General features: G+C 55.3%; 26 protein-coding genes. 14 read left to right on the forward strand and 12 right to left on the reverse strand.

The annotated features are described in order from the left end of the window. Positions 1-53: 53 nt before the first annotated feature. From G006_RS25780 to G006_RS25785, 6 genes are all read left to right on the forward strand, one after another. Positions 54-446, forward strand: a complete 393-nt coding sequence (locus G006_RS25780; protein WP_152428964.1) for a hypothetical protein — start codon at positions 54-56, stop codon at positions 444-446. A gap of 621 nt (positions 447-1,067) precedes the next feature. Continuing rightward, complete coding sequence (locus tag G006_RS0117005; RefSeq protein ID WP_020484425.1) at positions 1,068-1,718, forward strand: response regulator transcription factor; 651 nt, start codon at positions 1,068-1,070, stop codon at positions 1,716-1,718. Beyond that, on the forward strand, positions 1,718-3,535 hold the full coding sequence (locus G006_RS0117010; RefSeq protein ID WP_020484426.1) for an ATP-binding response regulator: 1,818 nt from the start codon (positions 1,718-1,720) through the stop codon (positions 3,533-3,535). Before G006_RS0117005 ends, G006_RS0117010 begins: the two co-directional genes overlap by 1 nt. A gap of 91 nt (positions 3,536-3,626) precedes the next feature. Continuing rightward, entirely contained in the window at positions 3,627-4,031 is a 405-nt protein-coding gene (locus G006_RS0117015; RefSeq protein ID WP_020484427.1) for a hypothetical protein, read from the forward strand. Between the two features lie 127 nt (positions 4,032-4,158). Further along, a complete protein-coding gene (locus G006_RS0117020; protein ID WP_020484428.1) occupies positions 4,159-5,211 on the forward strand; it encodes a MerR family transcriptional regulator in 1,053 nt (350 codons plus the stop codon). 116 nt (positions 5,212-5,327) lie between these two features. After that, positions 5,328-6,125: a hypothetical protein gene (locus G006_RS25785; RefSeq protein ID WP_020484429.1), complete on the forward strand. Its 798-nt coding sequence runs from the start codon at positions 5,328-5,330 to the stop codon at positions 6,123-6,125. Between the two features lie 51 nt (positions 6,126-6,176). Here G006_RS25785 and G006_RS0117030 read toward each other — a convergent pair whose 3' ends face one another. After that, on the reverse strand, positions 6,177-7,250 hold the full coding sequence (locus G006_RS0117030; RefSeq protein ID WP_020484430.1) for a class I SAM-dependent methyltransferase: 1,074 nt from the start codon (positions 7,248-7,250) through the stop codon (positions 6,177-6,179). 130 nt (positions 7,251-7,380) lie between these two features. Here G006_RS0117030 and G006_RS28905 point away from each other — a divergent pair, with 130 nt between their 5' ends. Continuing rightward, entirely contained in the window at positions 7,381-7,518 is a 138-nt protein-coding gene (locus G006_RS28905; protein WP_020484431.1) for a hypothetical protein, read from the forward strand. Between the two features lie 6 nt (positions 7,519-7,524). Next, positions 7,525-8,397 carry a GlxA family transcriptional regulator gene (locus tag G006_RS26680; protein ID WP_268743578.1) on the forward strand — a complete coding sequence of 291 codons (873 nt, stop codon included), beginning with the start codon at positions 7,525-7,527 and terminating at the stop codon, positions 8,395-8,397. 22 nt (positions 8,398-8,419) lie between these two features. On the opposite strand, the gene G006_RS0117040 is transcribed toward G006_RS26680, so the two are convergent. Then, on the reverse strand, positions 8,420-9,547 hold the full coding sequence (locus G006_RS0117040) for a GlxA family transcriptional regulator (RefSeq protein ID WP_020484433.1): 1,128 nt from the start codon (positions 9,545-9,547) through the stop codon (positions 8,420-8,422). Here G006_RS0117040 and G006_RS0117045 point away from each other — a divergent pair. Then, the gene (locus tag G006_RS0117045) at positions 9,546-10,346 is read left to right on the forward strand and encodes a sterol desaturase family protein (RefSeq protein ID WP_020484434.1); all 801 of its coding nucleotides are present in this window, start codon (positions 9,546-9,548) and stop codon (positions 10,344-10,346) included. The two genes, G006_RS0117040 and G006_RS0117045, sit on opposite strands and share 2 nt — an antisense overlap. A 142-nt stretch (positions 10,347-10,488) precedes the next feature. Here G006_RS0117045 and G006_RS0117050 read toward each other — a convergent pair whose 3' ends face one another. The 6 genes from G006_RS0117050 to G006_RS0117070 form a co-directional block, all read right to left on the reverse strand. Beyond that, positions 10,489-11,070, reverse strand: a complete 582-nt coding sequence (locus G006_RS0117050) for a DUF2452 domain-containing protein (RefSeq protein ID WP_033194310.1) — start codon at positions 11,068-11,070, stop codon at positions 10,489-10,491. A 143-nt stretch (positions 11,071-11,213) separates the two neighbouring features. Next, positions 11,214-12,806 carry a cryptochrome/photolyase family protein gene (locus tag G006_RS0117055; RefSeq protein WP_442785768.1) on the reverse strand — a complete coding sequence of 531 codons (1,593 nt, stop codon included), beginning with the start codon at positions 12,804-12,806 and terminating at the stop codon, positions 11,214-11,216. Then, entirely contained in the window at positions 12,740-12,889 is a 150-nt protein-coding gene (locus tag G006_RS29550) for a DUF2256 domain-containing protein (protein ID WP_081607967.1), read from the reverse strand. The genes G006_RS0117055 and G006_RS29550 overlap by 67 nt, the downstream gene beginning before the upstream one ends. After that, on the reverse strand, positions 12,889-14,412 hold the full coding sequence (locus G006_RS0117060; protein ID WP_020484437.1) for an FAD-binding domain-containing protein: 1,524 nt from the start codon (positions 14,410-14,412) through the stop codon (positions 12,889-12,891). The genes G006_RS29550 and G006_RS0117060 overlap by 1 nt, the downstream gene beginning before the upstream one ends. Positions 14,413-14,415: 3 nt before the next feature. Further along, a complete protein-coding gene (locus G006_RS0117065) occupies positions 14,416-14,652 on the reverse strand; it encodes a TIGR02450 family Trp-rich protein (RefSeq protein ID WP_020484438.1) in 237 nt (78 codons plus the stop codon). 85 nt (positions 14,653-14,737) lie between these two features. Beyond that, positions 14,738-15,871 carry a S1C family serine protease gene (locus tag G006_RS0117070; RefSeq protein WP_020484439.1) on the reverse strand — a complete coding sequence of 378 codons (1,134 nt, stop codon included), beginning with the start codon at positions 15,869-15,871 and terminating at the stop codon, positions 14,738-14,740. Between G006_RS0117070 and G006_RS28420 the strand changes: the two genes are divergently transcribed. Both G006_RS28420 and G006_RS25795 read left to right on the forward strand, forming a co-directional pair. Further along, complete coding sequence (locus G006_RS28420) at positions 15,863-16,117, forward strand: hypothetical protein (protein WP_152428965.1); 255 nt, start codon at positions 15,863-15,865, stop codon at positions 16,115-16,117. The genes G006_RS0117070 and G006_RS28420 overlap by 9 nt on opposite strands. A gap of 403 nt (positions 16,118-16,520) precedes the next feature. After that, complete coding sequence (locus G006_RS25795; protein ID WP_026602430.1) at positions 16,521-16,787, forward strand: hypothetical protein; 267 nt, start codon at positions 16,521-16,523, stop codon at positions 16,785-16,787. A gap of 219 nt (positions 16,788-17,006) precedes the next feature. On the opposite strand, the gene tadA is transcribed toward G006_RS25795, so the two are convergent. From tadA to G006_RS0117095, 4 genes are all read right to left on the reverse strand, one after another. Beyond that, complete coding sequence (gene tadA / locus G006_RS0117080; protein WP_020484441.1) at positions 17,007-17,471, reverse strand: tRNA adenosine(34) deaminase TadA; 465 nt, start codon at positions 17,469-17,471, stop codon at positions 17,007-17,009. Position 17,472: 1 nt separating this feature from the next. Beyond that, positions 17,473-18,441 (reverse strand): L-threonylcarbamoyladenylate synthase, encoded by a 969-nt coding sequence (locus G006_RS0117085; protein ID WP_020484442.1) that lies wholly within the window; start codon positions 18,439-18,441, stop codon positions 17,473-17,475. 151 nt (positions 18,442-18,592) lie between these two features. After that, on the reverse strand, positions 18,593-20,416 hold the full coding sequence (gene oadA / locus G006_RS0117090) for a sodium-extruding oxaloacetate decarboxylase subunit alpha (RefSeq protein WP_020484443.1): 1,824 nt from the start codon (positions 20,414-20,416) through the stop codon (positions 18,593-18,595). Between the two features lie 16 nt (positions 20,417-20,432). Next, complete coding sequence (locus tag G006_RS0117095) at positions 20,433-21,851, reverse strand: acetyl-CoA carboxylase biotin carboxylase subunit (RefSeq protein ID WP_020484444.1); 1,419 nt, start codon at positions 21,849-21,851, stop codon at positions 20,433-20,435. Between the two features lie 436 nt (positions 21,852-22,287). Between G006_RS0117095 and G006_RS0117100 the strand changes: the two genes are divergently transcribed. The 3 genes from G006_RS0117100 (at position 22,288) to G006_RS0117110 (ending at position 25,125) form a co-directional block, all read left to right on the forward strand. Then, positions 22,288-22,767, forward strand: a complete 480-nt coding sequence (locus G006_RS0117100; protein ID WP_020484445.1) for a hypothetical protein — start codon at positions 22,288-22,290, stop codon at positions 22,765-22,767. A gap of 198 nt (positions 22,768-22,965) precedes the next feature. Beyond that, positions 22,966-24,048, forward strand: a complete 1,083-nt coding sequence (locus G006_RS0117105) for a GNAT family N-acetyltransferase (protein WP_020484446.1) — start codon at positions 22,966-22,968, stop codon at positions 24,046-24,048. A gap of 54 nt (positions 24,049-24,102) precedes the next feature. After that, positions 24,103-25,125 carry a glycosyltransferase gene (locus tag G006_RS0117110; protein ID WP_020484447.1) on the forward strand — a complete coding sequence of 341 codons (1,023 nt, stop codon included), beginning with the start codon at positions 24,103-24,105 and terminating at the stop codon, positions 25,123-25,125. Positions 25,126-25,147 lie beyond the last annotated feature (22 nt).

Consider the following 25,147-nt stretch of genomic DNA (forward strand, 5'->3'; position numbering starts at 1 on the left):
TTTTTCGCTCCTATGCCCAGCGTTTCTATCACTCGGAGCGCTGGAGAATCAAAATGCTGCAAAAACTTGTAACGGTAACTTTCTTCTTGATCCTTTCCGGCTGTGCAACAACGTCAAGTAACCCTTCCGCCCAGGGAAGCAACAAAGCCGAAAGCAAAATATCAATGGCCATTGGCCGTGAAATTGGCAACTTCAAAATCACCAATTCGCAGGCAACCGAAGCTCCCGCTGGTTATAACGGCATGCAGTACACCGTTAAAACCGACGACGGAGCGACCTTTAAATGTGAGATTTTAGAGCCATCCGGTTTCGGGAAAGTCGCAACTTGGGGCATGGCAAGTGGGGCGGACGCCATGTGCACCGATTTCACCAAAGGGTCAAGCGACGTAGGTAAAACCAACAAGGCAAGTTGCAACGCTTTGCTGCAGGCGGCGGGCAAATGCTGACTTAAAGCCCCGCGCGGCCTTAGACTGCTCTAATTGGCCAAAGGCGGTTAAGGCAAGAAACAACGTTTTCAAATAGTTAACAATTCATCGCGCAGTTCTAAACCGTAGGCGTACAAAAATGCATCTAAGAGATACCGCTATCCAATACTTTTTGATGTTTATCCTGCTACTCGCGCCCGCTTCAAAAGCAGCGATTGCAGCGCCTGTAATTGTTGATTTATTAACCCGGCCATTAAACACCGTTCGCCTTTATGACCTTAAGAGTACTGAATTATCGAAGGGCGCACCGGCCTGGGCTTCGACGAGCTCAGCCCGAACGGAATACCAGTGATACATCGGGCCGGGTTGATGACCTCTGGTGCTTGGCTGGTCTTAGGTGTTGACTCTAAAGGGGTTACTTGGAATAGTTCGACTCTGATTTTTGAAACACATGCAGCAATCGGGGACGACTTCGCCTTAACCCAGTGTGAAAATCGGGCTCCTGCCTAAGCGACAATATGTAAGGGCTGGGTCAAGACAAGATGGCGTTTTTGCATTTGCTATTCGCGTGTGTTTAGGCTCTAAACCGGAAACCGGAAACGACGCCAAACGTCGTCTATCAATGTTAATGAGGGGATTTGCGTGAAAAATGGGTTGAGCGCACTGGTGATAGACGATCATCCTTTGTCGGCCAGCGGCATTGCGGAGTTTTTGCTTTCCCATTGCGGATTTAGCGCGGCACGACCGGTGTCTGCCGTCGCCGAATTTTGGGCTGCCCTTGATCTTGTCAACCCGCCGACGTTGGCCGTGGTGGATTTCTGGTTGCCAGACGGCGCGTCTCTGGGCTTGCTGGCAGAATTAAAACAGCGCAGCCCGGCCACACGCCTACTAGCCATCAGCGCCGACGACGACGCGGCGGTGCTGGACAAAGTAAGGCTGGCAGGGGCAGACGGCTTTTTGCATAAACAGGAGTCACCGGAGGTTTTCGGTCGGGCCATTGCCGCGCTGTTGCGGGGCGACAGTTGGTTTTACGGCGGTGTAAAGTTCGCCGGGCGCGAGTTGCAAAATAAAGAATTGCCTGTCACCGCGCGCGAACTCGGCTTGACCGCCCGCCAGGGCCAAGTGCTGGCGATGATGCTCAAAGGTTTGCCGAACAAGCGCATCGCGCTGAATTTGTCCTTATCCGAGCAAACCGTCAAGGAACACGTCACCCGCATTTTGGAGCGCTTGGGTGCGCGAAATCGGATTGAGGTAATCACTATGTTGCGCGGCAAAAAGCTGGAAGGTTCCTGATGCAAACCGCCCAGCCTGAATCTACTGCCGACCAGCTATTGCGCTTTGCCGACATCAGCCCGGCGGGCCAAGCCCGACTACTGGACATGACGCATAACCGGCTGGTGTACGGCATCACCATTATCCCGTTTGTAGGCTTGCCCTTCGTGTACTGGAAGCATCAACTCGATCAAAACGTCTTGGGATTGCTGGTTTGGACGGTGTCGTATTTTATCGTCGTGCTTGCCGTGCGCCTGCAACGGCGGCAATACCTGCTTGATAGGGCCCGTCTCGATCCGCTTGCGGCAGTCGCCCATTGGCTGCCCGTCATTCTGCGCATGGCCTTAGCGCATGGGCTGGGCTTGGCGGCGCTGGTGCTTATCGTCGCCGGTCGGGTCCCATTCGAATATACGTTGCTGCTTTACATGAGTTTGGCGGCAATCATGGCCGCCAACGCCACCCACCAATCACCCGTATTCAGTGCGTTTCAGCGGTTTTTTGGTGCCGCTTGGGGCGGCTGTACGTTGTTGACGCCTTGGGCGTTTCCCGAGCACTGGCATTTAATTATGCCCTTGTGCTTCAGTTACGTCTTGTCGATACACCGGCACTCCTCCATTGCCCATGGTTTTTTCCTGCAACAAATAAAACTGGAAGAAGATAGCGCCAAGTTGGCCGAGAATTATCGGCGCGCCAAGGATGAAGCCGAAGCCGCGTTGCATGCCAAAATCCAATTTCTGACCACCGCCAGTCATGATCTGCGCCAGCCGGTGCATGCCATGGGCTTTTTGATCGAATCGATTTCCCGCCGCAATCAGGAACCGACTTTGCAGCCCGCTTTGCAAGATCTGCAACAAAGCGTGCAATCGATTACGCAGATGTTCAATTCGCTGCTGGACTTGTCGAGAATTGAGTTGGGCGCCCAGTCGGTCAATCTGCAAACTGTGGCGCTGGACCCGCTGATGAACGATGTCGCCACGCTGTTTCGGGAAGAAGCCCGCTCACGGCAAATCGATCTCAGAGTGCGCTTGAGCGGCGGTCGGGCGCTCGTCATCGCCGATGCTATGTTGCTGCGCCAGTCCATGATCAACCTGATGCAAAATGCCTTGCGCTATACCCAGCAAGGCGGGGTGCTGATGGCGGCGCGGCGGCGTAACGCTTGCTGGCAGTTCGAGGTGTGGGATACCGGCGTCGGCATCGCCGAAGACGACCAACAGCGGATTTACTCGCCGTTCTTTCGTCCCGAGCATGCCTGGCGCATCGACAACGCCGGTCACGGCTTGGGCTTGGCGGTGGTGGCGCGTTGCGCCGATTTGATGGGCGCCAGCCAGGGCCTGCGTTCTCGGGAAGGCCGCGGTTCGCGCTTCTGGTTGCGGTTGCTGGCCGCCGTTCCCAGTCACGAGCGGTGGGCTATGGCGGCTGACCAACACGTCGCACCTGCCAAGCAAGCCGCAACGCTTAGCGGCCGCTGCCTGGTGATCGACGACGAACCGCAAGTCCGCAACGCCTGGCAAGCTTTGTTGAGCGCCTGGGGCGTGGAAACGGCTTGCGCGGCATCTGCCAACGAAGCGCTTGGCTTGCTTGATGGCGGTTTCGAGCCCCACGCCGTTTTTTGCGACCAGCGCTTGCGCTCCGGCGAAAGCGGCTTCGAGTTGTTGCAAGCCTTGCTGGAACGCTGCCCGGACGCCGCCGGGGCCATGATCAGCGGCGAATTCGATTCGCCGGCCCTGGCCCAAGCCGAGCAGGAGGGCTATTTGGTCTTGCACAAGCCGTTGGACCCGGAAGCCTTATACACCTTGCTGTGTCGGCTCTTGCCGGCGGCCAACAACGGCTACTCGTAAAAAGACGCCGCTGCGATTATCCCAAGCCGCAACAAATGGCGCCTATTTTGCTGGGTGCGATGGATACTCACCCTTAAATCAGGAGTTTGCGATGAATATTTCGACTATAGGAACCAACCTTGCCGCTAACCAAGCAGTCAGCGGAAAAACTTTGCCGCCTCAGTCCATCGGTAAAGTTGTCGAGGTAGCCGAGCAAAGCCAAGCACAGCGGACAGTCGATATGCGCCAGGTCTCGCTCAATGAAATCAACGCGTTGATCAAATCCGGCGTGGACGGTTTGCTGGACGTAGTGCCTTATATTCCAATCTCCACCAGCAACCCATTCGCCGCACCGGATGCCGGCGACCTGAAGGTAGATTATTTGGGCCAGATCGAGGGGATGATCGACTTCCAGAAAAGCCGTCACGAAGACACCACTTTTCTGGAAAAAGTGTTGAACAACGTTAAACGTATCGACGGCATGGCCTTGCCGCCGAAACTGGATGTGATGGCTTGAGGCCCAGGGCGCGAGCCATCAAAACCTTCTTAACCCAGCGCCAATCGATTTATCTTAAACATGGCCCTTGACCCTCACGCAACGTCACGCTCTATGCTAGCGGCACGCATAAGGAAGGAGCTAATCCATGTTGCTTAAAGTGGGCGATCTCGCCAAACGTTGCGGACTGACGGTCCGTACCTTACACCACTACGACAGCATCGGTTTGCTTAAGCCTTCCGCGCGTTCCGATAGCGGCTACCGGTTGTATAACCGGGCCGACATTTCCAGATTGCATCAAATTCAAGCCTTACGGCGGTTTGGTTTGTCGCTGGCCGCTATCGGAGACATTTTGGCAAACCCCGGACTGAATCTCGCGACTATCGTCGAACGGCAGATTGAAGCCCTGGACCAGCAAATCGCGCAAAGCCAAGCCTTGCGCGACCGCTTGTCCGGTCTGCAACTGCAATTGACGCGCGGAGAAGAGCCGGAGCTTGCCGATTGGCTAATAACTCTGGAGATGATGACCATGTACGATAAATATTTTTCCGCCAACGACTTAAAGCGCTTGCCGCTACTGGATATAGACGAAACCTCCACCGCCGGCGAATGGGCGGCACTGGTTCAAGCGGTGCACGAAGCTATGCGGGCCGGGCTCGTGCCGGAGAGTGCCGAGGCCCAAGCGTTGGCAAGGCAATGGATAGGCATGCTGGTGCGCGACACCCAAGGCGACCCTCGGTTGCTGGTCAAACTCAATGCGATGATGTATGGCGAACCGTCGGTACAAGCTAAAACCGGCGTGACGCCGGAACTCGTCACTTACATCCAGCGCGCGTTCATCGAGACCAAATTGACGATCTACGAAAAATACCTCGCACCGGATGAATTTGACTTCATGCGTGAGAACTACGGCAAGCACGCCGACGACTGGCCGCCGCTGATTGCCTCCATACGCCAACATCTGGAAGACGGTACGCCGCCGAACGATTCGCGGATGCAGCAACTGGCGCGGACCTGGCTGGATTTGTTCCGCGCCTACGCCGGCGATAACCCGGAAACTCATGCCAAAATTCGAGCCGCCAATCAGGCAGAGCCTTATCTGTTCTTCGGTACGTTTATCGACCAGCCGCTGTTGGCTTACGTGTTTCAGGCGATGGCCGAACTGGGTCATGCCCGATTGCCGGGGAGCGGTGTGGCCTAGTAGACCGGCCCTAAATTTCCTGTAGCCGTCATTTCCGCGAAAGCGGAATCCACCGTGATAACTGGACTCCAGCCGGCGCGGGAGAGACGATATTTCTCTTAATTTACGGAGTATGCATGACCCTAATAAATCTGGTTCGCAAGTTGGCTGCCCGAAAGATAATTACCGGTTGGCCTTTGGTTTGGGTGCTGATGGCCGGGTTGCCAACTGGCGCACAGGCGTCTTATATCTGTCCCAACGGGCCGGGGCCTGGCGAAGTGCAGCTGGGCATCACGGGCGGTTCGCATGGCGTCGCCGCGATGCCGGTCTGCGAAGAGAATATTAACAACGTCTACGAATCCGCCGAAGATGCCGAAGCACCGGCACCGCGCGCCGATCCGCTGCAAACGCGTATCGGGGCGATGAGTTCGGTGCTGGAAGCAATGTCCATGGGCTATGACCGCTTACATGCCGCGCTCAACAAAGATCCGGAACTTAAAGCCATGGGCAATGGCATGTGGCAATATCAGCAAAACGGTCAGCCGCCGCGTCCTGGCGAAGGTTGCAGCGCGCTGTATACCAACCTGAAGGGCGCTCTGGTACTGTCGGGCCCGGATGGCGACTACAAAGGCGCGCTGATGACTTTTTGGGGACCGGATATTCCCAGCCCCCAAGCGGTCGGCACCATCAAAGTGACGCTGGATCAAGCGGACGGCCAGCCGCAAACGGTAACCGCCTTTAACTATGCCTCGCCAAACGGCAAGGTCGGCGCTATTGCGCTGGCGGTGCCGACCATACAAGCGCTATTGGATAACATGACGGACCAGCAATCCTTCGATATTGCTATCGACGGGAAATCCGTAATTCATCTCGAATGGCAACACGGACTGGCGGCACGCGACCGGTTACGCCGTTGCGTGGCTGGGCAAGGTTGACCATGATCGGTTCGCTGTCGATAGGACTGACTCATCTCATCGGGCAACTTGCTACACTTTGGCCTCCAAAATCAGGTTGAACGGCGTTTCCGCTGCCCGGCGCAGACTGTTGAAACCGGCTTCGCGGAAGATGCCGGCCCAGCGCGCTTCGCCGGCTTGTGCGCCCAGAGCCAGACCTACGTCTTCTGACAACGAGTGGGCGCAGCAAATCGTCGTGGAGGCGGCGTAAAACAGGCGGCCGACGGTATTCAGGTTGTCCTCCACCCGGTCGTTGGCGTAAGGTTCCACCAGCATCACCGTGCCGCCCGGAGCTAGGGCTTCGGCGGCATATTTAGCCGCGCCCAGCGGATCGCCCATGTCGTGCAAGCAATCGAAAAAGCAGATCAGGTCGAAGCCGGTCTTCGGGTATGCCTGAGCACGCGCGACTTCGAAACGCACCTGTTCAGCCCGTCCCTGGCGCTCGGCATGCCGTTGCGCAGCTTGGATCGAACCGGCATGGCTATCGAAACCGTAAAATCGGGATTTCGGAAATGCAGTAGCCATTTGCAAGGTGGAATGGCCGTGGCCGCAGCCAATGTCGGCCACATTGGCGCCGGCGTGCAGGCGTTCTTCGATACCGGCCAAGGCAGGCAGCCACTGCGATACCAAGTGCGCCTGGTAATAATTGCGGTAAAACGCCGAAACGCCGCAATACAGCCTGTCGTGGTGGTCGCCCCAGCCGACGCCGCTGCCGGTCTTAAATGCATGCAGGGTTTTCTCCTCGTCCAACCACATCGACGCGGCGACATTCCAGGCCGGCGCCATGAAAAACGGGCTGTCCTCATCCGCCAAAACCAAGGCTTGTTCCGGTGTCAGTTCGTAGCTTTGGCTGGCCGGATGGTACAGGACATAGCCGGCGGCGGCTTGGCTGTTGAGCCATTCGCGGACGTAGCGCTCGGCACAACCGGCGTTTCGGGCGAGTTGTTGCGGACTCAACGGTCCCGCGTTGGCCATGGCCTGGTACAGCCCCAGCCGGTGGCCGAGGCTGACCATCACGCCGCCGTACGAGGCGGCCAGATCGCCGACCGCGCGGTCAAGAAAGTGTTGTAATTGTTCCGGATCGGGTTGCTGCGCAGAAGCGGCCATCTGTCCTCCTATTAATCGGGTAAAAAGTGGTGACCATAGTTTGCGGCTTCTAACTTCACCGGGCGAGTGTCAAAATGACCAAGTTCGGTTCATTTATGCCAGGGTATGCTCCCGGCACGAGGTTTTAACCATGGCCAAGATTCACGTCAGTATCGTTGCGATCCCCGATGCTATGTTTTCGACACTCAGCGGGATTTATGATGTCTTGAACGCCTTTTCGATGTTGAGCGGCTATGACGATGTAGTTCCCGAAACCTCGCCGTTTTAAGTCGATATCGTCGGCCCTTCCCGCGACGCCTTTCGCACCGCCAGTGGCTTGACGCTTCAGCCGCACCGCACGTTCGAGGAGCTTCGCGCCAGCGACGTGGTGATAATTCCGTCGGTTGCGGTCCCGGAAGCCATCTGGAACAGCGGGCGTTATCCCGAAGCCGTGGCATGGCTGCGGGCGATGCATGCGCGGGGTGCGATCTTGTGTTCGGCCTGCTCGGGCGTGTTATTGATGGCGGAAACCGGCTTGCTGGACGGCAAGCCGGCGACGGTGCATTGGGCTTTTGCGCCGACCTTTCGGCAAAACTTCCCACAAGTGTCGCTACGCCTGGAGAAAATGTTGGTGATTGCCGGAGACCGCGAGCAGTTCGTCATGTCCGGCGCCTCCGCGTCCTGGCACGATCTGGTGCTTTACCTGGTCGCGCGCTTCGCCGGCCCCGCCACCGCGCAAGCTTTCTGTAAGTTTTTCGCACTGGAATGGCATCGCGACGGTCAAACGCCGTACTTGGTGTTCGAACAACCCGCCGACCATCAAGACGCCGTGGTGAAAGACGCGCAAAGTTGGCTGGCGCGGTATTTTGCGGTCGCCGCGCCGGTCGCGGCACTGGTAAAGCGGGCCGGGATTCCGGAACGCAGTTTCAAACGCCGTTTCAGCCAGGCCACCGGCTATTCGCCGATCGAATACGTGCAGCAGTTGCGCATCGAAGATGCCAAACGCCGCCTGGAAAGAAGCGACGCCACGGTCGAACAGATTAGCTGGCTGGTCGGCTACGAAGACTCAGCTTCGTTCCGCCGTTTGTTCAAACGCATCGCCGGTGTGGCGCCTGGGGATTACCGCAAAAAATTCAGTCTGCCCCGTTTCGTACAGGACGCCGAATAATTTGTGCCGGGCCGGCTTGGATTTACCCTCGAGCCGGCCCGTCCAACGACAGCCGCAAACCGCGAAAGCGCTTGCGGTACTGGGCCGGCGTCAGTTTGACCTGGCGTTGAAACAGCCGGTTGAAGAAACCGGCATCTTCGTAGCCGACATCGCGGGCGATGGTTTCGACCGGCTGGTCGCCGGCTTCCAGCATCTGCTTGGCTTCTTCCAGACGTAGCGTATGTACATATTCCAACGGCGACAAGCCGGTCGCGGCTTTGAAGCGACGGTTCAGGCTGCGCTCGCCGAGGCCGCTGAGCCGGGCCATCGCCGTAACCGGCGCAGGGCTACGGTAGTGTTCTGCAATCCAAACCTGACAACGGGCGATAAGCGCATCCTCGACCTGGCGAGTCTGCGCCAACCGGGCATAAGGTTGTTGGCCGATTTGGTGCCAGTCGATCAGATTTAGTCTGGCGACCTGCATCGCTGCTTCCACCGACACCAGCCGGGCTATCAGAAACAAGGTCAGATCCAACCAGGAAGTACCGCCGCCGGCCATGATCAGGCGCTGATCGTCGCCGGAACACACCAGCGAACGCTGGCTGTGCACGTTGACCTTGGGAAAGCGTTGCCGCAATGTCGCGCAATAGGCCCAGTGGGTGGTGGCATCGTGGCCGTCCAGCAAACCGGCTTCCGCCAGCAGCATCGCCCCGGAGCAGGAAGCGGCTAAGGTCGCGCCGGCTTGATAGCGCTGTGTCAGCCAGGCAATTTCCCGGTCGAACAAGCCGGCCATCGGCTCGCTGGGCGGAATGTTGACTTCCGGCACGCACACCACTGCCACCGGCGGGCAATCGGCCAGCGCGTAATCGATCGACACTGGAACGCCGTTGCAGACAGTTAGCGGGCCTGAGTCGGCGGCCACCAGCAGCGGCCGGATGGCTTGCAGGCCGGCTTGACCGCTGACGATTAACGGCCAGTCTCGACCTACCGACAGTAATAAATCGTACAAACCGAAAATCACCGATGCACTAGCGGCCGGAAAAACCAGAATCGCCACCGGTATGGGCGCAATGGCCGATTCGTCGGTTTTCGCGCCGATTTGGCGATGGCCTGGTGCGTCGGCTTGGGCTAAGGTATCGCCTGTATTGGAATCAATCGAGTGTGTCGCCATGCCTACCCCTATCGAATTATTGCTGGACCCGATTTCGCTAACCCTGTTTGCGCTGTACGCGCTGCTGATAGCCTGGGAAGCCTTGCTACCGGCGCGGCCGTTACCGACCGTGCCAGGTTGGCGCTGGCGCGGTATCGCCGCGTTCGTCTGCTACTGGTTATTATCGTCTTATCTGCCGCTGCTGTGGAATGAATACCTGTTGCCGCATCAGCGGTTCGATCTGACCGGCCTCGGCGATGTTTACGGTGCGTTGGCCGGACTATTGCTGTACGAGTTTGGCGTTTACCTGTGGCATCGGGGCATGCATGCGTCGAACGGCTTGTGGCGTAGTTTTCATCAATGGCATCACAGCGCCGAGCGGCTGGACAGTTACGGCGCGTTCTGGTTCAGTCCGCTCGACATGCTGGGCTGGACGGTCTTGTCCAGTTTGACGTTGACCTTGCTGATCGGCATTACGCCGCAAGCCGCAACCTGGGTGCTATATGCGACGACGTTTTGCAGCGTGTTTCAGCACACCAACGTCAAAACGCCGTGCTGGTTGGGCTACCTGTTGCAACGGCCGGAAAGCCATTCCGTGCACCATCAGCATGGGCTGCACGCCGGCAATTATTCCGACCTGCCGTTATTTGACATCCTGTTCGGCACGTTTCGCAATCCGGCGGATTTTGCCGAGCAGACCGGTTTTTACCCCGGCGCTTCGAACCGGCTCCGGGATATGCTGCTGATGCGCGACGTCACTCGGCCGCGATTCAGCGCGCCGAGTACGATTACCGACAGCGAGCGGAGGAGTCCGTCCTGAATTATTGGCGATTTACATTGGTGACAGCGGCGATCTGTATATTCACCCTGATTGGCACGGTTTGGCGCATCTGCAGGGGTTGGCCGAAGCCCGCCGCCGGCTTTCATTCTGTTCACGCAGAGTATTTTGGTAGAACTGCCCGCTACACTGATTGATCGCTACGGTTTATCAGTAACGTCTCCGCTTGCCGAAAACTCAAACCCAAAATACCCGATTTTTGCATGGATTGCTTCAGCGAATAGGCCAGCGCCGTTGCTAATACTCGGGAGTAATACGGCAGGGTTTCCAGATATACCGGCAATAGGTCGTCGATTTTTTCGGCCTGTTGCATTTTCTGTTCAAGTTGCAGACGGCGATTTGCTATCTCTTGGATAAAAGCGTCATCGTTGGCGCAAGCGTCGGATAACGCCAAGGTCCAGGTTAAATCCGACTGTAATTCGCAGGTGCCTATGAAACGGCCGGATTGGCTTGGCGCCCATTGTTCCGGCGCAATCAACGATAGGCGGTATTGGCCATCCTTAAAATACAGCCAATACGCTTGTCCCGTGGTCGGTTTAAAACGAATTTGGCTATTTAAAACAAACAACGAGGTAAATAAATCGTTAGTAATTTGCTGAATGTTTTTGGCGGGTGCGATCAGCTGCTTTTTGGCTTGCTGCAAACTATCTAATATCGCGACGCTTCCTTTTCCCTGCGGATTGGCCAGTTTAATTGTTAAATTCATAAATCCAAGTATTCGGTAAGTATACAAAAACAGTATGCAGCTGGTTTGATCAACGCAGCGAATTCGGACGAACATTGATAGTTTTTATTCCCCTCATCCTAGCCTTCTCCCGGAGGGAGAAGGCGATTTTTCTGTCGATGTTTTCAAAGCCTCTCCAAATCCGCTAAAACCGTTTCCGCACGCCGGGCTATCGCATCGACCTCAGTCGCCGCAAACCGATCCAGATTGCGATAGACCATACTCAGGCGCGGATTGTGGTTTAGCTTAGCGCGATGACGAATGAAGAAATGCCAATACAGAGCATTGAACGGGCAGGCGCGATCGCCGGTACGGGCTTTTTTGTCGTAGTGGCAGCCCTTGCAGTAATCGCTCATCCGGTCGATGTAAGCCGCGCTGGACACATAAGGTTTAGTCGCCAACACACCGCCGTCGGCGAACTGGCTCATGCCCAGCGTGTTAGGCAATTCCACCCATTCGAAGGCGTCGATATACACCCCCAGATACCAGCGATGCACCGCGTCGGGCGCCAAGCCTGCCAACAGAGCGAAATTGCCGATCACCATCAAGCGCTGGATGTGGTGGGCATAGGCGTACTGCAAGGATTGGCCAATGGCGGCAGCCAGGCAATTCATTCGGGTTTCGCCGGTCCAGAACCAGGAGGGCAAAGGGCGGTCATGACCGAAATAATTGTGCGCGGCGTACTGCGGCATCTTTGCCCAATACACGCCGCGCACATACTCGCGCCAACCGAGAATCTGTCGGATAAAGCCTTCGACGGCCGCCAGCGGCGCGTGGCCTTGGCGATACGCGTGTTCGGCCCGTTCCACCACTTCACGCGGATTGAGCATTTTGGTATTCAAGGCAAACGATAGTAGCGAATGAAACAGCCGCCAGCTGCGCCGGCTCATCGCGTCCTGAAAATCGCCGAACTGTGGCAGGCCATCGGCGATGAAGGCTTCGAGTTGCTGCAAGGCTTCTGCACGATTTAGCGGCCAGCGAAAATTGCCGGCATCGGCGGTGCCGAAACTGTTCACGCCAGCCGTGCGGATGTCCTGCCAAAGTTTGGCGTGATTGTGGCGCGGCCGAGTATCAACAGGCACAGCCGGCGCGCCGGGCCAAGTCTTGCGGTTGTCGCGGTCGAAATTCCATTGCCCGCCTATCGGGCGTTGATTGTCTTCCAGCAACACGCCATGTTTAACCCGCATGCGCCGATAGAACATTTCCATCAGCCAACGCGCTTTTGCGCCGAACAGTTGTGCCGCTTCGTGCCGTTGGCTGTAGAAATGTTCGCTGTCGTAAGCTTGGCTGCTGATAGCCAAGTTTTGGCAATAGTTGCTCAATTGCTGATCTAGTCGCCATTCGTCAGGTAGCTGGTATGCAAAATGTTGCACCTGATAGAGCTCGATCAAGTGATCCAGATTGGTAGTCAGCGATTGCCGATTATCGCTATCGTCGATTGTCAGGTAATGCACCCGATGGCCTTGGGCGGTCAAACACTCAGCAAAATCGCGCATTGCCGCGAAAATACCGATGATTTTTTGCGCATGGTGCAGCACATAATCGGTTTCCTGGCGGATTTCCATCAGTGTGTACACCACCTTGTTATCGGTTTGCTTAAACCAGCTGTGGAGTGGGTTTAGCTGGTCGCCCAGAATAAGACGTAGGGTGGTCATGCTGTCGCTGCCGTGATCCGCTGCCGGCGGCAACGCTCCGAGCAATATTTCACGGCATCCCAATTCCTGGCCCATTTTTTACGCCAAACGAAGGGCCGGCCGCAGACTACACAGGTCTTGGCGGGTAACAGGGCTTTTTGATGCATCAAAACTCCAGCTGGGTTTGGACCCAGTCGCCGGCCGCGACTTTGGTTTTTCGGCGGCGTGTGAGCTGTTTACGCGAGCCGTGCTTTTCAACGATTGCGGCCTTGGCGGCTTTGACTTCGGCGCGGCCGCGTACTTGGTAAAGACGGGCTTTGGCCTGCCGGGTGGCGCATTCAAGATCGACCAGCGGTTCGGCAATATCGACACCGACGATTACGCCGCATTGCTGTTGCAGTTTTACAGGCATGCGCCACGGTTCAAATAGCCATTCTTTGGGTACCCGGCGTAAGGCCGGCAGCCAATGTCTAACAAAGTGACCTTGCGGATCATGGTCGCGGGCCTGTTTGATTGGGTTATACACCCGCGTGGTGTTGATGCCGGTGGTGCCGGCTTGCATTTGCATCTGGCTCCAGTGGATGCCCGGTTCGTAATCCAGAAACTGCTGCGCCAGCCACGTGCCGACCGGCTGCCAGTGCAACCAAAGTGGGTAACTGGCTACCGACACTATCATGGCGCGCATCCGGAAATTCAGCCAGCCGGTCTGGTTAAGCATTGCGACGCAAGCATCGACCAGCGGCCAACCGGTTTGGCCTGAGGTTAAGGCCTGAAAATGCGCCGGGTTCCAGTCCGCTTCGCGCAAACCGTCATAGCCGCGATGCAGATTGGTAAATTCCAGTTCCGGCTCGCTTTCCAGCTTTTGCATGAAGTGGCAATGCCAATACAAGCGGCTGACGAAGGCGGTCAAACCGACACGACGGACGTCATTGCTAGGCAGAACATCAAGCTGGCGACGGGTGGCGTGTACCACTTCACGCAAACTCAAACATCCAAAGGCCAGGTAAGGCGATAGCCGCGAACAGGCCGTCGGTGCCGACAATGGCGAAGAGATGCCGCCGCGGTAAGCACCGCAACGGTCGAACAGAAAGTCGCGCAAGGTTTCGATGCCTTGGCGGCGACCGCCTATTTGGCGCTGCGGCGGGTCGGGCTGGATTAAGCCCAGAGCTTGCGGATCGGGCAAGATCGGCGGTTGAGGTGCTGCTATCCAATCACAAGAGGGAGGATCTAGGCAGGGTTCCGCCATCAGCGCTTCCCAATGCGCTTTCCACAAGTCTCGATTTTGCAAGCGCCGCACCACACCGAATTGCGCAAACTCATGCCACTTTAAGCCGTGCGACCGGCACCAGCGTTGCACGGCCAAGTCGCGCTGAAAGCTCAGCCAGTTGCCGGTTTCCTGATACGAATACAGTGTCTTGAAGGGCGCTTCGTGCCAAAGCCGGTCCAACACGTCCACTGCTTCGCCTATCTCGATACACAAGCCGCCGCCGCGTTTGCGCAAGGCTATATCCAAATCAAGCAGGCTTTCCCGTAAAAATAGATAGTGTTGCGTAGCCGCATCGGCTGCCGCCCACAGGCTGGGTTCGATGATAAACACGCACAGCACCGGACCGTTGCGGCTGGCGTGCAGCAGCGGTGCATGGTCGTGCACCCGCAGATCGCGCTTGAACCAGACCAGGTTGTAGCTCATCGCTCAAAGCCAGCCCTGGCGCCAAATGCTGGAGTCGCGCAAATCCCGCCACGGCATGATTTGCACCCGTTTGCTAAATACCGCCTCCAGCTCGATCATTTCCAGCGGCGCGTCAGGATCGTCTGGCAACAGCAATTTGCTGACGATAAAGTGTTTTTCCTTGTTTTGCGGGGCAACGGCGGTCCATTTGCTGAGCAGCAATTTGTTTGGGTTCAGCCGGGGTGATTTGGCGGTCGGCATGGCTTGGTCTGCTTGAAGAATTTAGTTTCCGAGCATACCAGCCGATCCCGAAATGGCGAGATCGGCTGGTATGCAGCGGAATAAATCAATTCCCCGGTTGCAAGGTTACTTCGACTTCCCGGGTCTTGCCGTTATTGAATACTTGGACTTTGACGACATCGCCAACCTTCTGGTCGTCCAGGCGGGCGAACAGTTTGGATAGCGAATCGACTTCCTTGCCGTTGATCGCGACGATGATGTCGCCAGGGATCACGCCGCTCGCCGAAATTTTCACACCCTGCAAGCCGGCTTTTTCAGCCGCAGAACCGGGCTGTACCCGCAACACCGCGACACCGGTCTTGCCAGTCAAGGCGGCCAACTGTTCGTTCATTTGTTGATCTATTTCGATACCTAAAGCCGGGCGGATATATTTGCCTTGCTTGATCAATTCCGGCACCACCCGCATCACCGTATCCACTGGCACCGCGAAACCGATGCCGGCCGAAGCGCCGCTCGGGCTGTAGATGGCAGTATTGATGCCGATCAGGCGGCCGGCGGAATCCAACAGCGGACCACCGGAGTTGCCCGGATTAATGGCTGCGTCAGTTTGGATCAAGTGCTCGACTGCCGGCCCATCCTGGCCGCCCAGCGAGCGGTCCAATGCGGAGACGATGCCGCCGGTTAAAGTCCAGTCCAAACCAAATGGGTTGCCAATCGCGAATACTTTCTGTCCGACCTTCAGATCGCGGCTGGTGCCGACCGGTACCGGCGGCGGCCGTTTGAAGCCGACGCCGATTTTCAACACCGCAATATCATGCACCTGGCTGGCACCGACCAGCGCGGCCTTGTAATCGCGGCCGTCGGCCAGTTTTACCGTGGCTTCATTGGCACCGGCAATGACATGAAAGTTGGTCACCACGTGGCCGGCTTCATCCCAGATAAACCCGGAGCCGGTACCCTTCGGCACCGAGAACACGTCGCGTGTCCAGACATTGCGCACTAGCGCGGCGGTACTGATGTAAACCACCGAGTCGCGGGATTTTTCGAACAATTCGATGGTGCTTTTTTCGTCCGCCGCCAAGTCACCGCGCGCGGCGACGGTTCTGACCGGGGTGGATTCGGTCGCCGGTGCCCTCGGCTGCCAATGCCAAAGCAATATCAGCACAGCCGCCACTGCGCCGACGGCGAATACGCGTTTAATGAATATATCGGGCGAATGGGGATGGTGGGGATGTTGCATGTCGGCCTCCGGTTTGTTGGTTCCTACCCAGAATCGTGCGAACTGATCAAAGCTATTTTAAATGGCGGCACTGCTGGACATTCAATTCCACTGAGCCGCTACGTCGGCAAAATGGGAGCGCGTTTATCAAATTTCAAGCGAGTCGGTGCGCGTGCTTTTATTCACCCGGCCCTATCTATCAGTATTATTCAGTTCTGGCTGAGCTCGTCCGCTGAAAATCTTGGAAACGGAGCGTTAGCGAAGTGAAGATTTTTAGTCCCCGATAGCCGTAGCGCCGGGCGGGTTTTCGCAGCGAAGCGGAGAAAACCTGCAAGGCATCGCGACACGGCGTTAAGTCATGCGAGAGCCTAAGTTTCGACCCCTTGTTGGGTCGGAACGAGGTGACGCGGACGAATCGGGGCGCCGCAGGCATAAGCGGTCGCGTAGTTTTTGCCGATTTTTTCCTGCTGGGAAGCTCGAAAAAATCTTTCGGCAAAAATAGCGACTCCCCGATAAGCCCTGGCTGGTGTGCCATTCGACAGGCAAGGGCATTAAGGCGAACGGTATTTAAGGGCCGGGTTAATAATCGACAGTGGATTTAGGAACTATAGCCAATTCGCAAAGTCTCGAAAAAGCCTGGATCGTTTGCTACTGGACAGGAGTGATCATTATGAAAAGAGTTAACAACACCATAAAACTGGTCATATTTGCATTTTTGAGTATGGGGTTAACCAGCGCTGCTATCGCGGAACATCATGAAAGCGCCAAGCTAAAAGCGCAATTACAAACCGAGGACGAGGCTGAAGTGGAGCTTTACGATTACCATTCGGGTGTTACGTATACCGGTACGCTACAACGTTTTATGTTTCATCGGCATTTAGAAAACCTAGTCGAAGAGCCAGAGGATAAACATGCAGAATCGGTGCGAATTAAGTAACACCGCTGTCGAATTCAGAGGTTCCGACACTTACCGCCGTGATTTCGGCTAGTACATATCAATTAAAAAGCCGGCTCACCAAGTAATTACAGATTTAAGAGGGTTGTTATTAGAGTATTTAACGCATCAATAACTGCAAGCGGATCCAGGCAATCGGCAGGCAGCTATTTGCAACGATAGCAGAGCGGTAAATTGAACAAATTGTCCGGGTCGGATGTGTTATCGACCTTTCGACTGATTGCGTTTGGCTTTGAAAAAATCGCTGAGCAGTTCCGCGCAATCCGCCTCCAGAATTCCCCCCGTCCACTCCACGCTATGATTTAAAAACGCGGCATCGCTGAGTTGCAACGCGTGGCAGACTGCGCCGCGCTTGGGATCGTAGGCGCCGAATACCAGACGCTTGATGCGGGCGTGGGCTATGGCACCCATGCACATCACGCAGGGCTCCAGCGTCACATACAGGGTGGTGTCTATCAATCGGTAGTTGTTTAAGGCTTGGCCGGCTTTGCGCAGGGCGACGATTTCGGCGTGGGCGGTGGGGTCGTTGTTCTGGATCGGTTGATTCCAGCCTTCGGTGATGCAGCGGTTGTTGTGCACCAGCACCGCGCCGACCGGGACTTCGCCTTGGCTTTCGGCGCGCTGCGCCAGGCGGATGGCATGGCGCAGCCATTCCTCGTCGGTCATCTCAAACTGTGGCTTTGTTCAGGCGGTCGTTGACGGCTGCCCAGGCTTCGTTGTCGGGCGGCTGTTCGATCAGGATGGTATCCAGTTGCAGGTTATCCAGGGCACGTAGCGAGCTGTACAAAGCCGGTTCGTAAAGTTCGGCATCGGCCGGTAATCTCAGCAAATGCAGGCAGGGAATCTCCGCGATTTCGGCACTGAACGCCAGGATGCCGATGTGTTTGCCTTGTGCGCACAAATCGTCTGTCATCGTGATTAGGGTATCGGCCGGGCACAGCAAGGCCATGGTATTGGGCGCGTAATGCACCGCCATCATGCCGGGCGCGCGGATCTTGCTCTGCGCCGACAGGCGCACATCGGTTTGCAGCACGGCTTTAAGTTGACTGCGGGTAATCCGGCCGGGTCTGAGAATCGCGGGAACGCCGTCGCTGAGGTCGATGATGGTCGATTCCACGCCCACGGCGCAGGGGCCGCCATCCAGAATGCAACCGACTTGATCGCCTAGTTCTTCGGCGACATGTTCTGCTTGTGTGGGGCTGATATGGCCGAAGCGATTGGCCGATGGTGCTGCTATGCCGCCGCCGAAGGCCTGTAATAGTTGTAAAGCAACCGGATTGGCTGGCACCCGCAAGCCTACCGTATCCTGACCGCCGGTAACGGCAGATGGTACCGTCGATTTTTTGTTCAAGATCATCGTCAGTGGGCCGGGCCAGAAGTGTTCGGCCAGCCGAAGTGCCGACTCCGGCACGGCTTCCGCCCAATCGTGCATTTGCGCGGCGCTGGCGATATGCACGATCAAGGGATGATCGGCCGGCCGACCTTTCGCGGCAAAAATTTTGGCAACCGCATCGGGGTTGGAAGCATCGGCGCCCAGTCCGTATACGGTTTCGGTCGGAAAGGCGACCAATTGGCCTTGCCGCAACAGTTCGACGGCGTGGCGGATGGATTCTTCGGTGACGGGTTTAGGATTCAAAGTAATCAGGCGAAAGATGAAAATCTAAAAAGACGGGCAGCCGACATAATTGTAGTGGCGAATTCATTTGCCAAAGCAAACAGCTGCAAATATATAAAAGCCATTGTCATGGCAAACGCGTCATTTTACCTTTCGCCTTTAGGCTTTTCTCCTAATTAATTTCCACCAACACTTCATTAGGGTTAACCGCGTCACCTTTTGCAACATAAATTGCCTTGACTATGCCGGCTATCGGTGCGGTGATCTCGGTTTCCATTTTCATTGCTTCGGTGACCAGCAAAGATTGCCCGGCATTGACCTTCTGGCCTTCCTTGACCAAGACGTCAATGATATTGCACGGCATGCTGGTCACCACATCGCCCGGCTGGCTGGGCCGGCGGCGTTTGCTGGCGATGGCGCTTTGCACCGCGCCTTGCGCGCCGCCGTCCAGGACGATTTCGTCCAGGGTTTCGATGACGATTTCTTCCGGCATGCCGTCCACTGTGAAATAAAAATGCCGCAAGCTCTGGTTTTTCGGGCCGGCGCCGGTGACTTTGACGTGATAGGACTCGCCGTGCAGCGCGACATTGAACTCGGTAGGGGCTTTTTTCACTTCGCCGGGTGTGGGGGCTTCGTCCAATTCCAATGGTTCGGCGACCAGGCTGTCGGTGGAGCGTAGTTCCAGAAATTGTTTACCAATTTCCGGGAACATGGCAAAGCTCAACACATCTTCGTCGTTCGTAGCCAAATGGGCGATTTCGTTACGCAGGTGTTCGAACTCAGGTTTGAGTAAATCCGCCGGACGGCATTCGATCACTTCTTCTTTACCGACAGCTTTGGCTTGCAGTTGCGGATTAACGGGAGCCGGGGCCTTGCCATAACCCCCGTGCAGGTAGCGTTTCACCTCGTTGCTGATGGTTTCGTAGCGCTTGCCGGTTAACACGTTCAATACCGCTTGGGTGCCGACGATTTGTGACGTGGGCGTGACCAAAGGCGGATAGCCCAAGTCTTTGCGTACTTCGGGGATTTCTTTGTACACCTCGGCCATGCGGTCCAAGGCGTTGCGTTCCTTCAGCTGATTGGCTAGGTTGGAAATCATGCCGCCCGGCACTTGGAAGATATGCACTCGGGTGTCTATACCGGTAAATTCGCTCTCGAAACGCCGGTATTTTTTTCGCACGTCGGCAAAGTATTGATTTACCGCTTGCAGTTTATCCAAATCCAGCCCAGTGTCGTATTCGGTGCCGCGTAAGGCGGTGACCAAAGATTCGGTAGGCGGATGGCTGGTGCCGCCGGCCCAGGAAGATAGCGCAGTATCGACGTGTTCGCAGCCCGCCTCAATGGCCTTGAGCTGACACATTTCCGCCAAGCCGGCGGTGGCATGGCAATGCAGATGCAAAGGTAGATCGATGGCGTCTTTCAGGGCTTTGACCAGTTCGCCGGCAATGTAGGGTGTCAGCAGGCCGGCCATGTCCTTGATCGCAATCGAGTCGCAGCCCAAGTCCGCCAAACCTTTGCCCAACTTGATGAAACTGGCAATGTCGTGCACCGGGCTGGTGGTGTAACAGATCGTGCCTTGGGCGTGCTTGCCGGCTGCTTTGGTGGCTTCGATGGCGGTTTCCAGGTTGCGGATGTCATTCAGCGCATCAAAGATACGAAACACGTCCATGCCGTTGCGGGCCGCAGTCTCGACGAATTTACGCACCACATCGTCGGAATAATGCCGATAGCCCAGCAGGTTCTGGCCGCGCAACAGCATTTGCAGGCGGGTATTAGGCAGAGCGGCTTTCAGCTTGCTCAGTCGCTCCCAGGGATCTTCTTTTAAAAATCGCAAGCAGGCGTCGAAGGTGGCGCCGCCCCAGCATTCCAGAGACCAATAGCCGATATCGTCCAGCATGGCGCAGGCTGGCAGCATGTCTTCGGTGCGCATCCGAGTGGCGATGAGTGATTGGTGGGCGTCGCGGAGGATAACGTCGGTTACGTAAACTTTGCTCATTGGGGTTTCCTTAGGTTTACAGGCCAGTATGGGAGGCGACAACCGCCGCCAGCACGCTAGCCAGAATTTCCGGTCGCGGCTTGTTGGAATAGTTGACTAGGTCTGGATTAGCTTCGACAAAGCCGGTGTTGAACCGACCGCGGCGAAAGTCCGGATGACCGAGAATTTTCAAGTAATAGGGGATCGTGGTTTTGATCCCAAACAAGCCCATATCTTTCAAGGCCCGCTCGCCGCGATTAATCGCGTCCTCCCAAGTCATCGCACTAACGATCACTTTAGCCAGCATCGAATCGTAAAAGGGCGGTACTTCGTAGCCGGTATAAATCGCCGTGTCGGTGCGCACGCCGGGTCCGCCGGGGGCGTAGTAACGGGAAATATGGCCGAAGCTGGGCAGGAAATTGTTTTTAGGGTCTTCGGCGTTGACGCGGAATTGAATCGCGTAACCGCGACGAACAATTTCTTCTTGCTTGAAGCGCAGCGGTAAACCGGCGGCAACCCGGATTTGTTCCTCAACAATATCTACGCCGGTGATGGTTTCGGTGATGGTGTGCTCGACTTGTACCCGGGTGTTCATTTCCATGAAATAGAAGCGACCGTTGGCGTCCAGCAGAAACTCCACGGTGCCGGCGTTGGTGTAACCCACTGCTTTTGCCGCCATCACCGCCAAACCGCCCAGGTACTGGCGTTGCGCTTCATCCAGTTGCGGTGAAGGAGCGATTTCGATCAATTTCTGGTTGCGGCGCTGTACCGAGCAATCGCGCTCATAAAGATGGATGGTGTTGCCGAAGTGATCGGCCAGTACTTGCACCTCAATATGGATGGGGTTAACGACGCATTTTTCCAAAAACACGTCAGCGCTACCGAAGGCCTTGGTGGCTTCGGAAATCACCCGCTGATAGTTTTGCCGCAACTCGTTGGGATTATCGCAACGCCGGATGCCGCGGCCACCGCCGCCGGAGGTGGCTTTTAGCATGATCGGATAACCGATTTGCTCGGCGACCTGCAAAGCGTGTTCGACGCTGTCCAGGTTGCCGTCCGAGCCGGGGGTGACCGGCAGGCCGGCCGCTATCATCGCGCTGCGGGCTTCGGTTTTATCGCCCATACGCTGAATGACTTCCGCAGAAGGGCCGATAAACACCAAGCCGCGTTCCTGGCAGGCACGCGCAAATTGGGCGTTTTCCGATAAAAAACCATAGCCGGGATGGATGGCATCGCAGCCGGTGCGTAATGCTAGATCCACTAAACCATAGATGTTCAAGTAGCCGGCCAGCGGCTCACTGCCGATGTAATGGGATTCGTCAGCCTTCTTGACGTGTAAGGCAAAGCGATCGGCTTCCGAATAAATAGCTGCTGAACGAATACCCATTTCCGCGCAGGCCCGAATGATACGGACAGCAATTTCGCCGCGATTGGCGATCAGTATTTTGCGTAACATGATGCTCCCGAGTCGTAGTATTCAGTAACTTGCCTACTACTCTAACAATTTATGGCTATCTTTCAACAGGAAAACCGCCGCTTGCTGATTCGAGATTAGCCTTTAGCTTGGGTGGTGGCGGTATTGCCGGCTACTGGGTTCGGTCAAAAAAACCGGCTAATTCGGCGATATTTGCTGCTTAGGCTTTGACGAAATTTCCAGCCGCTAAGTTGTTGTGTTAGCGGCATTTAATCGGCTTTTTGTGGTTGCTGTGCCAACAAGTTTTAAGGGTGAATGGGAAATATTGATAGAAAACAGCCTCTTGCAATTGGCACGCATAGTGCTATTCTCCTATGCATGGACGCCTATATCATGAGCCGCAGCCTTCCGTAATTGGTCCGGTTTGTGTGAATAGGGCTTCACCTCTTAACTAATTGATTAATTCTGGGGTTTTAATATGGACACAAACAAGCCGTTACTTTCCGCATTATTTTTTATCGGTCTATCGTTTTGGGGGATTCAGCTGGCGCAAGCGGCGACTACCGCAAACACGCTAAACCCGCTCGAATCCTTCAAAACCGTTACGCCGGATTTGCCAAGCGCTTATCAGGAGCAGTCATCAAATCCATCAGCAGATAAGCCCTTGCAGGACTGTGCGTTGACGCTGTTTACTCGGGTCAAAACTGGAGCAGTAGCGACATTTCAGCAAGCCTTGGTAGAAATTGAAGGGCTTGGCGACATTGTTTCGCAAACAGGTTTTCTCGGTTTGCTTGGTACTGTATTCCAGCCAGTGATGGATGAGAGCAAAACAGCCGAATTGAAAGCTGCCTTGCCTACCGCGGCCTGGTTTTTTCTCAGCGGCATGCTGGGCATTCTGGGCTTGAAAAAACGCAGCAATTTGCTTGATGCCAAATCGGTGTTTAAGCCACTCCGGTAAATGCTGTTACAGGTATGGTGTGGACTTGGGTCGCGCCCGCGTGTTGCCCAAGCCTTGCCCCATCAATCCTTTTAAAACTATGCTGTAGTTTGGTATTACAGCAAGTTTGCACCGATAATAGTTTTCGATTTTCGGTGATGCCTCCGCTAACAATATTTAGGCCTCGCTAATATTTTCCGCATTTTTTCGAGAAAGCCTATGTCCGCTGTTGCCGAACATTTTGTTTATGGACCTATCCAACTGGCGGATATTCCGGATTGCATTCGGATTGCCGTCGCCAATTTCGATGAGTTTCAGCAACACCCCGAATATATCCAGCAATGGTTCGAGCGCCGTATCGTGCAGAATCCTTGGCAGGACGCCTTGCCGTGCGTCGGCGTCGGGGTTTGGCACAATGGGCGTTTGGCAGGTTTCCGGGCCATGTTCGTGCAACCCTGGTGGTTGAACGGCGAATCCGTAACGATTGCTTTCGGTTCCAATACCTGCGTCGATGAACAGTTTCGCGGGCAGGGTTTAGCCACCAAGCTGATCGAACACAGCCTCGAGTTTGCCCGGTTCAACGGCACTGTCACTGCCGGCGTAATTACGCAGAAAGCCTTTAAAAAATGCGGCTTTGTGGAGATCGGTGGCAGCGATAACGATTTTTATCGTTTGCGCGTTGGTTATCGCGGCTCTTGGCAGAAACGCGCCGGCAAATTTTTGGGCAATTTGTTGGGCAGCCTATTTGACATCAACTTGCGCTTACGCAATGTCAAATTGCATAGCGGCGGTTTTAAATTTGCTGAGGTTTTGCATTGCGAGACTGAGTTTGACGAGTTGTGGGAGCGGGCCAAAGCGGGCTATACATCATGTCTGGAACGCTGCAGCCGTTATTTAAACTGGCGTTTATTCGATTTTCCTACCTGTCCTTTAAGACTTTTCGCGCTGCGCGATGCTACAGGCAAGTTGCGTGCCTATGCTATCTGGCATCAGCAAGGTTTTGGGGATGCTATCAGCATGGCAGTATTGCGCGATGTGTTTTATCCCTTGGACGACGAGCCTGCCTTACAGACGATGCTGTATTATCTATTTGCCTATTGGCGAGAGAACGGGATTAGCTGGGGCAGTCTGGAAGTCGCCTCGCCGTCATTGACCAGTCTGTTTCGCAGCCTTGGCTATGAGACAGTGCCGTCACGCGGCAATCGCTATCTGATCTATCGCCAGCCGCTGCTAGCCGATAACATTTTGCAAAATTGGTACCGCAGCGGGATCGATGGCGATTATTTCGACCATCCGCTATGATGTTGATCCTCTGCTTCTAAAACTGTAGCGTTCAAATTTGGCGATCTTAATATCATGCAAAACACAACGGTAAGCATCATCTCCACGGTTCTAAACGAACGTGGCAGTATTAAAAGTCTGCTGGACGCTTTCTTAACTCAGACTCGTCGGGCTGATGAGATAGTCATAGTTGATGGGGGCTCTACTGACGGGACTCTGGAGCTGCTACAACAATACGCCGATCAAAATTCCAACATAAAGTTTTTTGTCGAGAAAGGCGTCAACATTGCTCGCGGACGTAATCTGGCAATCGCGCGTTCCAGCGCGGACATTATCGCAGTCACCGACGGCGGTTGCCACCCCGATCCCGTTTGGCTGGAAGAGTTGATAAAACCACTACTGGAAAATCCTGATTTTGGCGCGGTATCCGGTGTGCGTAAGGTCGAACATATAAATCCCTTCGAATATTTTGCCGGGGCGTTATCAACCTCTGGGAATGCGGTCGATGAAGAACATCGAGTGTTTCATGGCAGAAATTCGGCGTTTCGAAAAAGTGTCTGGGCCGCGACAGGCGGTTACCCAGAATGGCTTTACACTGCGGAAGATACGTTGTTCGCACAGAGAGCCAAAGCACTTGGATGCAGGGTTGGGTTGGCGCAAAACGCTGTGGTGTCGTGGCGCCCTAGGCCTAATTTTAAAAAACTCGCCAAGCAGTACTATTTGTACGGACGCGGGACCGGGCGAATAGGCAAAGCAGATTTAAAAGCTGTTTTCTATCATTTGCGTAATCACGCCCTCTGGATGTTGACTTTTCTATTGGGATTTATTGTTCCTTGGGCATGGCTGGCGACACTTGGTTTGCTGGCTTTCATGTACATAAGCTTGATTGCTCCGGTCATTAAAAAACAACAAGATGATGGTTTAGGCGCGCCAGGTTTGTATTGGTATGTTCCGCTCATCGTGATGATCCGTAGCTTTTACAATAATCTTGGCCAGCTATATGGTTATTGGGAATATCAGAAAGTAGAACCTTTCAAGAAAAATCTGGAATTGTACTTGTCAGGACAATGGAAAAGCATTGATAACGCTAACAGCTAAAAATGGCAATGTAGCGTTAGTA

This window comes from Methylomonas sp. MK1 (assembly GCF_000365425.1).
Taxonomy (GTDB): Bacteria; Pseudomonadota; Gammaproteobacteria; order Methylococcales; family Methylomonadaceae; genus Methylomonas.